A 13,895-nucleotide genomic window follows, 5' to 3' on the forward strand; every position below is an offset into this window, starting at 1 on the left:
GATTTTACTATTATTTAGCAGTAAGCACAAGCGTTTTAATGCTTATTGTTCTCTCTGAGGAATTCAAGGAACTGATCTTTGGGCATTGGCCTTGCATAGTAAAAGCCCTGAATGTGGTCACATCCGATTCTGATGATCTGCTCGGCCTGTTCCTCAGTTTCAACACCCTCTGCCACAATCTCTTTTCCCAGAGATTTGATGATCTTAACAAGATTAAGCATTACCATATAGGAGTTTTCCGATTCAAATGCTGACTGAATGATACTCTTGTCCAGCTTAAAAATCTCTACCGGAAGGGTTGCTATTCTGGCAAGATTTGAATAGCCCGTACCAAAATCATCCATTGAGAATGGAATTCCATAGCTGATAAGTTTTCCTATATTCTCATCCATAACCGAAGTTATTCCTTCCTCAAAGGTTTCGGTTATCTCGAAATTCAGCTGCTCGGGCTTTACGCCATGCTTTTCCATTGTCTTTATAACATTCTCGTACAGGTTAGCCTGGATACAGTCAACCACCGACAGATTGACCTCCGCATAATCAAGACCGTTTTGTGCAGCGTCTGTATTTGCAAGCATATTGCATACTTCATCAAGTACAAAGCTGTCTATTGATACAACCATACCGTTTCTCTCTGCAACAGGCATAAAAACAGCAGGTGAAATAAATCCCATCTGAGGATTCCTGAGTCTTAAAAGAGCTTCGCAGGACGAAAACAAACCGGTCTTGGGGTCATAAATCGGCTGATAATAAACCTCCAAAAGGTCATCATCCAATGCATGCTTTACTATCAAATCTATCTTCTTATCATGCTCAATGTGCTTGAGATTCAAGTCTGACACTCTGAGAATATCCCGATTATGATGGATAAGAGATTTTTTAATAACCTCCCTCACCTCATTGAACTTATCAAGTGAGTCCACTTCATCCGGGAAACCTAAAACATAGGAACTTTGGAATATCTTTACATCACGTCCCTTCATAGTCCAGGTATCTTTGAATCTTTTGTTTATCTGTTCGGTAGCTTTCTCTATAACAGCATCATCGGGATCAACATCAGGGAACAGCATCATATAATGTCCGTCATCAGTATAATAGACTTCTCCCTCCGGACTTATCTGTTTTAAATAAAATGTAATCTGCGACAAGAGCTCCGAGATAGCTTCAAGAGACTCTCCTCCAACTAAAACCTCAAGCCTTTCCAAAGCTACACCAAATACGGTAAATATCTTTTTCTGAAGAAGGTTACTGGAGATAGCAAAATTAAGTGCATTCTTGGTTCCTGCGCCACTTACTCCGTCCCTGAACTCACCGGGGTTCTGCACCGTATACACGCAGAGCAGAAGAGCCAGCGATACACTGAACTCAAAGATAGAGCTGGACTTGGTTATGATCCTTATCGGAACTCCGGACAGCATAAGCACATAATAAACAACAAGGGATATGAATTTCTCCGAGCTGAGTGACCTGGCGTATTTTACATACAAATAAGCCGCGTAAATAAAATAGACGTACAGCGAGAAATTAACGAGCGCCCCCTGAGGATAGTTGTATTCAAGTTCTCCTTCCGGTGAAAACGTAAAGAAGAAGTCACTTATAAGACCACTGAGGAAAAACAGAACTGAAAACAATGTCGGAACAAAGAGCAGTATCTTCCTTGTAGAAGAGTCAAGTTCAATACGGTAGATTGTCATGACATATATCATTGAGATATACGCAAGCAGATAAGAACAGATCTTTTCCACAAGCACAAGCCAGTCATTGCCAACAGCCGGTACGATAAGCCTGAAATAATCGCTGTAAAGCCAAATATTGTGCAAAAGACCTGCAACATTCAAAATCAGGGCATCATAAAGAAGCATCCCAAAAATCCGCTTCTGCTTATTGCTGTGTGTTTCCTCCGCCAGGTGGATAATAAGCACAACAATGATCACAAGCAAGGATGCAATACCAAAACAGACATTATAATGTTCAGGATTTGTGATGAGTCCCATCCTTATCCCTCTTCAAAGTAAGCATCAATATATTTGACAAAAGAGCTGTCCTTCATGGGATATCCCATGTAATCGCCGATAAGGAAATCACAGCCAAGTTCTTCTGCCATCAGCTTATCTTCCTCATTTTCTATGCCTTTTGCGCCCACAAAAATACTTATGTCATGGAACAGATTTACTATTCCTTTGGCTACAGTTCTCATTCTCTCGGACTCACGGGCCTTAACCAGAATGTCATGAGCAATGTTAACCTGAGTAACAGGCAGCGCCATGATTTTATCCAGATCTCCGTAGCCGCTTCCGAAATCATCGACGATAATGGTACACTTCTGCTCGCCCATAAGCTTAAGATTGCGCTCAGCTACAGAATTCATCGTCGTGATGGTGGTCTCGGTGAGTTTAAGTGTGATCCAGGAATTCTCCGCTTTTTCCTCTCTGGCAATTTTCTTAATCCTTCTGATAAAGTCACTCTTGGAAATCTCGCCCTGAGACATACCAACTACAGCTCTGTACTTGCCGTTCTTATCTCCGGCATTCCAAAAAGCCAGCGCTCTGCAGGCTCTTCTGTACACAGTTTCATCCATATCCATAAGCGCCTGAGTACCATTGACATCCGGTATTTGTCCGCGCATGTCAATCTCGTTCCCGTAATCATCCTTTAAAAAGCACAGTACATCAGCACAATAATTTATCCTGTATATCTTTGACAGAACAGGCTGATATCTGATGACAAAGCTCTTGGTATCCAGGTTGGTCCTGGCCAGCATATCATAATCGGTTATCTTCTTAAGCTCATTATATTCAGGCTTGTTGACATCAATAATCTGGTCCATATCCGAAGCGGCATGTTCAACAATCAGATCCAGTCTCGTCAGAAGTTCGGTAGCAGTCCTGTAATGTTCAGGATATTCCATAAGGAAACAGTGGGATTCAACCCTGATTGCCATGTTGGAAAAATTCCATGACTGCTGAAGTCTCTTTGAAATACTGTTCAAAAGCGCCAGTACTTTGTTTTTATCAATTGTATGCACTGTAACCGCAAATACGTATTCAGAGTATCTGTATGCATAGCACTGAAGTCTGTACTCCACTCTTCCCACATACTTCAGATATCTAGCAATCTTTTTCATTACGGCCTGAGCCTGTGCATAACCGATCTCATCACTGAGAGCCCTGATATTGTCTATTGTCACAAAGATAGTGCTCTGTGATGTTTTTCTTCCGGTCTTCAGATCAAGGCCCTCAAGGAAAGCCTTTCTGTTAAGAATATTCAGATTCTCATCAACCATTTCACTGGGATTCTGAAGAGAAATATAAACGAGAGTTATTCCGATTGTGCTTAGCAGATTTTCAATAAGCACCGTCGGCCATATAAACTGAACAACCATGCCTGAAAGAGTAAGCAGTACAAATGATAGCACAACCAGCTTCGTTCTAAGTCGCATCAAAACATTGTATCTGAAAAGAAGGGAGATTCCATAGACCACGTAGTAGCCTGCAAGGATATAATACAGGAAAACAAATTTCTCTCTTTGATAAAGGCCATCTTTTGTATAGCTGAACAAAACAGGCACAAAAAGATTGATCACAACAAGAGCAATGCCGATGTAGTATCCAAGCATAACTCCGAGAAAATCCGATAATCTCCTGGCATCGACATAAATATCAAGAACAGCAAGAATATATCTCAGATAGCAAAAACCTGTTCCAAGATGTGCAATAAAATACAGGGAACCGCAGAACATCTCAGCAGGATGATACCAGGCACCGGAAAAAGGCCTCATCTGAAGGTAGGTCTCCATTCTTTCGGCAAGAGTAGCTACAAATGTGGCCAAAAAGAGCATGACATAAGCTCTCTGCCTATACGCCGGTACCCAGCGTCTTGACAGAGAGGTTATAGCAACAGTTCCCAAGATGCACAATGCACAAATATCAAAGTAATAATTATACTGCATATTCTGTCTTTATAATCCCATAAAAATAGTGTTATCGGAGGGCATAAGTCCGATAACACTATTATACGTCAAGTTATGATATTTTGATACAATATTGAACTATTAAAAGTATATTAACAAGTCGGCATGCCTTTCCATCCCGCATGGTTGGCCAATTCTGGAGATATATCTTGTCACCTTCATAGAGAGGTTCAAGCTCCAAATCGAAGATAAGCTCATCACTTTCTCCGAATTTGTCAAAATATCTCTTAAGACCAACTTCGAAATCCTGTCCGGTATAGAAATTATCATCCAGGACCTCTCCGTTCTTAAGGAGCTTAGCAGTATTTGCCTCATACTCTATACAAGCAAAGATCTCTCCCAAGCCGTCAAGTCTGCCCGGAAGTCTTATCTCATAGGCTGTCTCGCTTTTCTGAGTAAATTCCGCAGAAAGAGTGTTTCCGATCCTGTTCTTGCCCCGGTATAACGCAAATACATCTCCGCTCAGGAAATCCTGCACATCTCCGGCCTTCTTTTCCTTTTCAAATCCCTGAGGCTCATAGTCAATATCGGGATAAATCCTGAACTGCGGAGTCTTGAACTTCTCTTCCTGTGAAACCTCAAAGTAAAGCTGCACATGTCCGTCCGCATCAGTTACTGCTTCTGCGTCGGATATGATCAGATGCTCTCTTCCTCCTATAGTCACCTTGGCCGCATGAAGCGCTTCTGCAGCCGTCAGGGTTATGATCGTATTGCCGTCCAGATCCCCCTTAACATCGGCACTTGCCTGTCTTCCTTCATCAGTATAAAAGACATAAGCATCATGTCCGCCGGCTCCTGCACCGTGTAAGATGCATACAGGTGTTGCATCAATGGTCAAAAGAGCTTTCTCCCCCACAGGCATTCCAAACGGATAAAAGAAATAGTCTCCGTCCTCCACATCTCTGCTCGGGAAAGAAGCCAGTATTTCTTTTCCATCCTCAGCGTAAGCACTAAGCTCAGCGTCCTTGTGGACTGCCATCTCGTATCTTCGCTGATAGTTGTTAACAAAGAAGTAACCCCTTGGAGCATTTTCTCCATCAGGTCCTATAGCTCTTTTAAATCTGACTGCCGTCCTCAGGCTCTGTAAATCCTCGGGCTTGGCCGGATTGCCGGGCTGCTCGGTATATGCCATATCAGTCAGATCATCGCCAAAATCATGAATAAAGGTAGAAAGAAGCCTTACATGTCTGTAGGTATCTTCCATCTGTCCATACTCGCGAAGAGGTGCATTGAAGTCATAGGAACACTCCGGAAGATCGTTGGGATATCCGGTTTCTCTGGTCTCTTGAAGAGTTGTCAGCTTGCCCTTGGGGTTTGTTCCGCCATGATACATATAGTAGCCAAGAAGGTTCGCTCCGCTTCCCAGCTTGGTCATGGTCATCGCCGCGGTATCAGTGCCTGTAGCAATCGGCCTTCTGTGTTTTGTAACCTGAAGTCCTCCGCCAAGTTCTGCTGTAAGATAGGGGAACTTGTCCATATCAAAGGTGATCCCGGCTCCAAGTCCATGGTCCGAACCAATATTGTGATCATTCCTCTCTCTGGTAAAAATGTAGTTACCGCTTGGCTCAATCTCTGTGGTCCTCTGATCCCAAGGAGCTTCACAGTAACCGCCCATAACAGGGATCATGCCGCCTGTGACAGCTCCGCCCCATCCTGTTGCCGTGTAGATCGGCGCTTCAAATCCGATCTCTTTTGCCATGGCAAGAAGAGTTCTCATGTGCTGTTCGCCCTCTTCTCCGCCTTTGCCTCCGCAGTGGCCGTACTCATTTTCAATCTGAATGCCTATTACAGGTCCGCCGTCCTTTATAAAAAATCCTTTGGACTGTTCATAGGTCTTTTCATAAAAACGTCTTACGTGTTCAAGATACTCGGGAGCATCTGTTCTGGGCTCATACCCCTTAGCCTTCGCATCCTTAAGCAGCCAGTCGGGAAAGCCTCCGTTTCTTGCTTCTCCGTGCGCCCACGGTCCGATTCTCAAAATGCTGTAGAGTCCGCATTTTTTAACTGTCTCAAGGAAAGCCCTTAGGTCTCTGTCGCCTGTAAAATCGTACTCACCCTGTATTTCCTCGTGGTGGATCCAGATGACATAGAGGGATACAATATCGATCCCTCCTGCCTTCATCTTAAGCAGTTCCTCTTCCCAGTATTTGCGGGGATATCTGGAAAAATGCATCTCTCCCATCATCGGAAAGACGCGCTTACCATCGACAATCAGACTTATGGGATCGAAGGTAATGCTCGATTTTGACGTGATATTCATAAAAACTCCTCTTATTTGGTGCTTTCCTTTAGTATTACCTCGTATCCTCCCAGCATCTTGCTCGTAACGGGCACATTGTCGATAATATCCAAAAGAGTCTTAGCAGCTACCGCACCAAGATTTCTGTCATTAAAATTAAGTGATGTAACTGAAGGTATTGCGCTCTCCAGTATTGAACTGTTGTAGAAGGAAGCAACCCGAAGGTCTTCCGGGATCTTGACGTGTTCATCCCTGCATCTTGAAATAACTTCGCCGGCAATATTGTCATCCATGCAGATAACACCGTCGATGTTTTTCTTGCGAAGATCCTTGAGGATATTGCCAACCTTGGACATAGATTCAACATCAAGATATACCAGGCTGCTGTCGATGCTGATATCCGCATCCTTAAAGGCATCAGCAAAGCCTTTATATCTGGTTCTTGTAATAATGTGTTCAGTTGATCCCCCAATGAGTGCAAGCCTCTTAAGCCCTTTTGCAATCAGAATCGATGTCAGTTCCTTACATGCAGCATAATTGTCGTTATCCACATAGATAATATCCTTATCGTCTGTGCTTCCGACAGCCACAAAGGGTATTCCGCTCTCCTTAAGGAATCTGGCCGGTCTGTCATGCACAAGGGTCCTGGTGAGAATAATTCCGTCAACCTTGTGGTTATCGATTATCCTCCTTAAGCCCGTAAAATCATCTCCGCTAATCAGCGACACAATTATGTCATAGCCATAGCCGGAAGTAACCTCACTCATTCCAATCATGCAGCGCTGGAAGAACGGAAGATCCACAGCATTATAATCATCAGGCCATATAACGCCGATGTTATAGGTCTTTTGCTGTGCAAGGGCTCTTGCCATCAAATTAGGCCTGTAATTATGTTCTTCAATGTATTCCAGAACTCTCAGCCTGGTATCATCGCCCACTCTTCCCTTGCCGGAAATAGCGCGGGAAACAGTGGTTTTTGAGATACCGAGAGCTCTGGCAACATCATCGATTGTAATTTTGCCATCCGCCATATTAATAACCTTCTTAACCTTTTACTGCACCACCCGTTACACCTTCAACATAGTATTTCTGAAGGAACATGAACAACAATGTTACAGGGATTGCTACAAGTACGCCGCCTGCGCAGAATCTAGTGAAGTAACCCTGATAATCGTTGGTCCAAACCCATCTTGTCATACCTACTGCAACGTTGTAGCTTGTGTCATGTCCGAATGCAACGTAAGAAGCAAATACGTAATCACACCACGGAGCCATGAAAGCAACCAATGCAGTGTAGATAATGATCGGCTTGGACATAGGAATGATCATTGTGAAGAATATCCTTGACCTTGTTGCTCCGTCAATCATAGCCGCTTCATCAAGTGCCTTGGGTATTGTATCAAAGTATCCCTTGCAGACATAGTAACCCATTCCACAGCTTGCCACAGACACAAGAATAAGACCGGGGATAGCGCCTGCCTGTGTAAGTCCAAACTGTTTCAAAAGGAAATACAGGCAGATCATAGTAAGGAATCCGGGGAACATACCAAGGATAAGCCAAAATCTCATAAGGAATGTTCTTCCTGCAAATCTCATTCTTGAAAGTGCATAGCTTACGCACAGCTGAATGATTGTCTGGAAAAGCGAAACAAATACCGCAATAATAATGGTGTTCTTATACCATAAAAGGTAGTTGGTCTGACTGCTGTCAAAAAGGAATTTGTAGTTGTCCAGTGAAAAATGCTTGGGCACTAGATAATCTACCATTCCGCCATACTCTGTGGCATAGGATCTGAAGCTCTGAAGGACAAGTCCCACAAACGGGAACAGCCAGATAATGCTTATAAGTATCAGTATGATATAGCCAATAGCGTTTCCGATGGCTCTTTTTGTCTTGTATGATTTCATTATTGGAAGCCCTCCTCATCTTTAACTGACGGAAGCATGTTGTAAACAACCAGTGAAATCACCGCTGTAACTACGAATACCATGATTCCGATTACCGCTGCCATTCGATAGTTGGTGTCGTTTACAGTCATCTTGTAGAGCCAGGTGATAAGAAGGTCTGAATATCCGGCTTTCTCTGCAAGGTTAACTGACTGTGGTTTACCCTGAGTAAGAAGGTAAATAACGTTGAAGTTGTTGAGGTTTCCTGTAAACTGTGTCAGCAGGAACGGTCCTGTAACAAACAGCATATATGGAAGGGTAATGCTTCTGAACATCTGCCAGGGATTTGCGCCGTCAATTCTTGCGCTCTCGTACAGATCCTCCGGAATGTTCATAAGAAGTCCCGTTGCGATCAGCATCATGTAAGGAATACCGATCCAGATATTGACAACGATAATGGTAATTCTTGCCAGCATCGGATCTGTCCAGAAAGGAATATAATTCTTGATGATTCCCCACTTTATAAGATATCCGTTGATAAGTCCGTCATTGGCGAACATCTTCATTACGTAAAGAAGTGATACGAACTGCGGAACAGCAATTGTAAGCACCAGAATTGTTCTCCAAAGCTTCTTGAACTTTATTCCCTTTTTATTGATCAGCATAGCTACTGCCAAGCCGAGGAAATAGTTTGTAAATGTCGCAAACAAAGCCCATACAAGGGTCCATAACAGAACCTGTACAAAGGTTCCGCCAATACCTGCTCCGGAGAAAGAAACAAGATTCTTAAAGTTCTCCAGTCCAACCCATGTAAACAGATTGGATGGTGACTGGTGGTTCTTATCATAGTTGGTAAATGCCACCAGAATCATGAATACAATCGGAAGTACCGTAAATACAAAGATTCCGGTTACAGGAAGTGCCAACAGTGTCTTATGGAAATTCTTGTCAAAGAGTGATAAAAAGACATCTTTGTTGGACGGGAGCTTTTTACCTGCTTTTAAAAGAAGTTCTTCCTTGCGGTTTTCTCTTACGTTGATATACCAGATAGCAACAAATGCAATTATGGCAAAGATACATAAAACGCCGAACAGCAGGATCAAAAAGCTGTTGTCACCGTAAACAGTCTTTCGTCCCACCTTCTTGGTGGCGATCGTTCCAAGTGTTGAAAACTTGGATAGATACTGCCAGCCAAATCCGGCCATAAAGTAGAAGAACAGTACTTCGCACAACAGAAGTGCAATTCCGATGAGTATCTGTCCCCTGAGAATCGGACCAAGTCCGAAGATGATGTATGAGAGTTTAGTCTTTATATCGCCCTCAACAAATGTCACCCCTATTTCCTTAAAGCCCTTTCCCAGAGCTTCAAAAAACAAAGACGCTGCACTTTTTTTGTTTTTATCTGCGCCCTTTGCCATACAATCAGCCTCCTTTTACCAATGCGCAAGCGTTTTTAGTTTAAAACAGGCCCGGAAACTTAATGAATCCGGGCCTGATATGTTTGTCGATATTTCAGTTTAACAGGAGGTTACTGTGCATAACTCTCGCATGTTGTCTGGAAATCTGTAAGAGCCTTCATGAAGTCTTCATCTGAAGAATCAGCCTTAATCTCACCTGAGATAACTGAATCGCCGAGTGATGTAGCAAGTGACCAGTAATCTCCGGGGTACTGTCCCTGAGGGATTGTGTACTGGAGCTGATCAGCAAGAGCTGAAAGAGCTTCATCAGCCTGAACTGCATCTGACTTCTGTGCATTGAGGTTTGAAGGGCCCCAACCTACTGCATTGTATCTTGCAAGCTGAACTTCTTCGCTTGAAAGGAATGCTGCAAGAGCATCACAAACTGCAAGCTTGAGATCATCTTCCTGAGGCTTAACACCAAGGAGCTTGAATCCACCGAAACCGCTCATCTGATATGTCTTGCCATCAGCGCCTTCGAATGTAGGAAGCTTAGCACATGCATAGTTGTCACCAAACATATCCTTAGCTGCCTGTGCATCCCATGTACCATCAACGATTGCACCACAGTTAGTTGCGTTTGAAACAGCTGAACCGTTCTGGAATGACTTTGAAGAAGCAACTTCTGCGATCTTCTTAAGAGCAACTACACCTGCATCAGATGCATATGTAGAATTGCACTTTGTGAAGTTACCTGAATCATCTGTATCGTATGTAAGCTCAGCACCTGTTCCGAAGAAGAATGCTGTCTGATACCAACCTGAGTTGATCTCGAAGTAGAAGTTCTTGCCTGCTGCTTCGCAATCAGCAATGATGCCTTCAAGAGTTGAAGGATCTGTTACAACGCTCTTATCATAGTAAAGGAAATATCCATTATCAGATGTAAGAGGATAAGCATAAAGTGTTCCACCTACTGTAGCTGCACCAACTGCACCGGCATCGTTCTGAGCCTTAACAGCCTCTGCGTTTGAATCCTCAACTACCTCAAGAGCACCTGCAGTAACAAGTCTTGCGATCTGATCCTGTGCGAATGCATAGATATCAGCACCGGCCTCTACGTCTGTGATCATGTTTCCGGCTGCATCACCTTCACCAACAGCCTCAACTGTGAATGTGTATCCTGAGAACTCAGGGTGTGCATCCTGGAATGCCTTGATCTGCTCGTTTGTGAAATCTACTACGTTATCAGCAACCCAAACCTTAATGTCGCCTGTACCGTAATCTGTGATCTCTTCTACAGCCTCTGCTGCATCCTGAGCTGTCTCTGCCACTTCTGTAGCTGTCTCAGCAACAGTCTCTGCTGTCTCCTGAGCTGTCTGTGCTGCTTCCTGTGCGCCGCATCCTGCAAGGAGTGTTGCACCCATAGCAGCTGTCATTAAAACAGATACCAATTTCTTTTTCATATAAATCCCTCCGTTTGTTAAAAATGACTGCGCAACTTTGCGCAATCGGTTGCTCTATTAATGAGTCTATGCTTTGTGCAATATTTTGTCAATTAAGAAATTTGTTACATATTTTTGCCAAAAAATTATACAAAATGCACATTGACTATTTTAGTGGGAACGTTTCCGGAAACGTTGTCGGTAACGTTTTGCGCACTCGGTTTCTCTACGCGATTCTGCGATAATATGCACCGTTTTGCGCAATTTTTCCGCAACAGGTCATGTCCATTAAAGTGGTCAAAAGTGCAGGCATAGAAAGGTTTTCTCCTCTTTTAAAAAGCTCCTCGGCAATGAAAGATGTCGAAACCGGAATGATGTCAACTATTTCCAGAATCTTCTCTTCAAGCGTTAACTCTTTATTAACTTCCAACTCATTGTCAGATGCGCAAGCCGTCGGCGATACAGCCTTTTCCTCAGTGGATTTTTCTGATTGCTTCAGATTCTCAATCCCCCAAAGCCTGTCAAGTACGTCCTCAACTGTGGTGGCAATCCCGGCACCCTGACTTATAAGGTAATTACAGCCATCGCTAAGTCTGTCTGTTACTCTTCCCGGCACAGCCAGCACCTCTCTTCCCTGCTCCAACGCAGTATCTACTGTTATCTGTGTTCCTGATTTCTGTCTTGCTTCCACCACAAGAAGCACATCAGAAAGTGCACTGATGATCCTGTTTCTCATCGGAAAGAAGTTGGCCAGTGGTTCCATTCCCGGAGGATACTCTGAAACAGCACCGCCATTCTTGAGCATCGCATCATATATCACCTTATTTTCCGGCGGATAGCAGATATCAACTCCGCACCCCAGTACCCCGAAAGATTTTCCTCCGGCCTCAAGCGCAGCTCCCTGCGCAATACCGTCAATGCCTCTTGCCATTCCGCTTATCACCTGTACGCCGGAAAGAGCAAGCCCTCTTCCGAACTGTCTTGCCATATATCTTCCGTATTCGGAGCACATCCTGGCTCCTACGATGGATACAGAAGGTATCGCCGGATCGGGGAGGTCCCCTTTTACATAGATTGCGAACGGTGCGTTTGGTATGTTCTTTAGTTTTTCCGGAAATTCAGGATCAATTCTAGACACAAATCGCACGCCCTTGTCCTTCAGCTTTTTCTTTTCGCCCTCAAAATCCCAGCTGTACCTTGATCTTTCTATGCTCTCAACTTTCTTCCTTGAAAGCAGTTTTGACAGTTCTTTTGAACTTAACTGATATACATCCTTGCAGCTAAGTCCACTGCAAAGAAGCTTGTCCACACTGGCGTTTCCCACATCGGGAACATTGAACAGCCAGTATGCATAATCTTTTTCACTTATTTCCATTTTTATTCCTCCATTTGATGCCAGTATTTTCCGTCTGTGATCCTGTATCCGACCGCTTCCATCAGATGTATCTGCCTGATTTCCTCAGAGCCGTCGATGTCAGCAATAGTGCGGGCCACACGCAGGATCTTATGATAAGCTCTTGCGCTGAGCTCCATGCTGCAGAATGCGTTTTCAAGATAAGCCTGTTCTTTGGGTCCCAGGACACAATACTTCTCAATATCCTTGGGTGTCATCTCCGAATTGAACTTGATGGCAGTTCCTTCAAATCTCTTTTCCTGTATCTTTCTGGCTTCCAAAACTCTTTTCCTGATGCTCCTGCTGCTTTCATTGGCATTTTTATTCTTCACTGCAAGATCTGCGATATCTATTCTCGGAGCCTCAACGCAGATATCAACCCTGTCAAGAATAGGTCCGGATATGTGTCCCAGGTACCTTTTAATATCTGCAGGTGTACACTTGCACTTGTTTCTATCGGGGTAATAACCGCAAGGACAGGGATTCAAGGCACCCACAAGCTGAAAATCCGCAGGGTATGTATACGTCCCTCTGTTTCTCACGATATGGATGCTGCGATCCTCAAGCGGCTGACGAAGCAGATCAAGCTTGGCTCTGGGAAATTCCGGCATCTCATCCAGAAAAAGAACTCCTCTGTGAGCCAGGGATATAATACCCGGGCGGGGAGTCGATCCACCTCCCACAAGTGCTGTCTCAGTTACCAGGTGATGAGTACTCATAAAAGGTCTTTTTGTTATAAGTGCCTCTTCATCCGAGAGCATTCCTGCCACCGAATAGATGGTTGAAACCTCAAGGCTTTCCTCCAGTGTCAGTGGCGGAAGTATTGTAGGAATTCTCTTTGCCACCATGCTCTTTCCTGCCCCCGGCGGCCCGATCAGCATTATGTGATGAAAACCGGCCGCCGCTATTTCAGTAGCTCTTTTAACTCCTGCCTGTCCGTTGATATCCGCAAAATCCAAAGTTTCATCCAGATACTCAGCATCTTCAAACAACTTTTTCACATCAACAACGGTCGGTGCAATGAGCCTGTCCCTCTCTTCCTCCGGGGCATTCAGATACTGGCTGGCCTCCTGTAGAGAGCCAACTCCTATTATCTTAATTCCATCGACCACAGCACCTTCTCTGGCATTGCTGTCCGGGAGAATAACGAGCTTATAGCCCATTTCCTTCGCCCTTGTAACGATTGGCAGTATCCCCTTTACTGCCTTCACCTCTCCGTCAAGGCCCAGCTCTCCGAGAACCACTGTGTCTTTTAAAGAATCAGTATCTATCTCGCCCATGGCTGCCATGATGCCCACAGCTATCGGCAGGTCCACCACAACGCCGCTCTTTCTTATATCCGCAGGGGACAGATTGATGGTTATCTTTGAGGGCGGAATCTTTGTCCCGGCATTTCTCAGTGCCACCTTGACACGCTCGCCGGCCTCTCTCACGTCTCCGCTCATAAAGCCAACCATGTTAAAGCTCGGAAGTCCGTCACTGACATCCACTTCTACCTGCATAAGGTAGGAAGAGATACCACCCACGGCTCCCGAAGTTACAGAACTAAACATTAAATTTCCTCTTT

The 13,895-nt window shown here is 44.3% G+C and carries 9 protein-coding genes; all 9 read right to left on the minus strand.

What is annotated here, in order from left to right:
• Positions 1–35: 35 nt before the first annotated feature.
• The 9 genes from G590_RS0102650 to G590_RS0102690 all read right to left on the minus strand — a co-directional run bounded on the left by G590_RS0102650 (position 36) and on the right by G590_RS0102690 (position 13,881).
• Positions 36–1,994: an EAL domain-containing protein gene (locus G590_RS0102650; RefSeq protein WP_022764125.1), complete on the minus strand. Its 1,959-nt coding sequence runs from the start codon at positions 1,992–1,994 to the stop codon at positions 36–38.
• Between the two features lie 2 nt (positions 1,995–1,996).
• Complete coding sequence (locus tag G590_RS0102655) at positions 1,997–3,949, minus strand: EAL domain-containing protein (protein ID WP_081640967.1); 1,953 nt, start codon at positions 3,947–3,949, stop codon at positions 1,997–1,999.
• A gap of 73 nt (positions 3,950–4,022) precedes the next feature.
• Complete coding sequence (locus G590_RS0102660; protein ID WP_022764127.1) at positions 4,023–6,230, minus strand: beta-galactosidase; 2,208 nt, start codon at positions 6,228–6,230, stop codon at positions 4,023–4,025.
• A gap of 11 nt (positions 6,231–6,241) precedes the next feature.
• Positions 6,242–7,240: a LacI family DNA-binding transcriptional regulator gene (locus G590_RS0102665; RefSeq protein ID WP_022764128.1), complete on the minus strand. Its 999-nt coding sequence runs from the start codon at positions 7,238–7,240 to the stop codon at positions 6,242–6,244.
• 13 nt (positions 7,241–7,253) lie between these two features.
• Complete coding sequence (locus G590_RS0102670; RefSeq protein WP_022764129.1) at positions 7,254–8,117, minus strand: sugar ABC transporter permease; 864 nt, start codon at positions 8,115–8,117, stop codon at positions 7,254–7,256.
• Positions 8,117–9,514: a carbohydrate ABC transporter permease gene (locus G590_RS0102675; RefSeq protein WP_022764130.1), complete on the minus strand. Its 1,398-nt coding sequence runs from the start codon at positions 9,512–9,514 to the stop codon at positions 8,117–8,119. The genes G590_RS0102670 and G590_RS0102675 overlap by 1 nt, the downstream gene beginning before the upstream one ends.
• Before the next feature lie 110 nt (positions 9,515–9,624).
• Entirely contained in the window at positions 9,625–10,956 is a 1,332-nt protein-coding gene (locus G590_RS0102680; protein ID WP_022764131.1) for an extracellular solute-binding protein, read from the minus strand.
• A 205-nt stretch (positions 10,957–11,161) separates the two neighbouring features.
• Positions 11,162–12,310, minus strand: coding sequence for a DNA-processing protein DprA (dprA, locus tag G590_RS18165; protein WP_022764132.1), 1,149 nt, complete (start codon positions 12,308–12,310; stop codon positions 11,162–11,164).
• 2 nt (positions 12,311–12,312) lie between these two features.
• Positions 12,313–13,881, minus strand: a complete 1,569-nt coding sequence (locus G590_RS0102690; protein ID WP_022764133.1) for a YifB family Mg chelatase-like AAA ATPase — start codon at positions 13,879–13,881, stop codon at positions 12,313–12,315.
• Positions 13,882–13,895 lie beyond the last annotated feature (14 nt).

Source organism: Butyrivibrio sp. XPD2006 (assembly GCF_000420865.1).
Taxonomy (GTDB): Bacteria; Bacillota; Clostridia; order Lachnospirales; family Lachnospiraceae; genus Butyrivibrio.